General features: G+C 59.3%; 1 protein-coding gene. It reads right to left on the bottom strand.

Going from position 1 to position 339, the window contains the following annotated elements; all coding sequences use genetic code 11:
* A partial coding sequence (locus PUR71_RS20240) for a hypothetical protein (protein ID WP_443077498.1) occupies nt 1-339 on the bottom strand: 339 nt, incomplete at both ends.

The raw sequence follows: 339 nt of genomic DNA, 5'->3' as shown, positions 1-339 counted from the left end.
TGGGTTTTTTTTTTTTTTATTTGTTTTTTTTTTTTTTTTTTTTTGGTTGGGGTTTGTTGTTTGTTTTTGGTGGGGGTTTTTTTTTTTTTTTGTTGTTTTGGTTGTGTGGGTGGGTGTTGGGGGGTGGTGGGTGGGGTCGTGGGGTGGTTGGGTGGGTGGGGGTTGGTGGGTTGGTTTTGCCTGTGGCGGCCGCCCCCCCCCACGCAGAGGACGGCGGCGGCGAACAGCGAGACCTCCACCCGAAGGGACCCCGCGTCCCGCCGCGTCGCTCTTCCGACCTGACCGGCCCCGCCGCCGCCCCCCACCGGGCGGTCCTGGTCCAGCTTGCGCTGCTGGTCC

This window comes from Streptomyces sp. SP17BM10, from assembly GCF_036322405.1.
In the GTDB taxonomy this organism is placed as follows: Bacteria; Actinomycetota; Actinomycetes; order Streptomycetales; family Streptomycetaceae; genus Kitasatospora.
The sequence above is the reverse complement of the archived record's forward strand: the minus strand, read 5'-3'. Positions and strand labels throughout refer to the sequence as shown.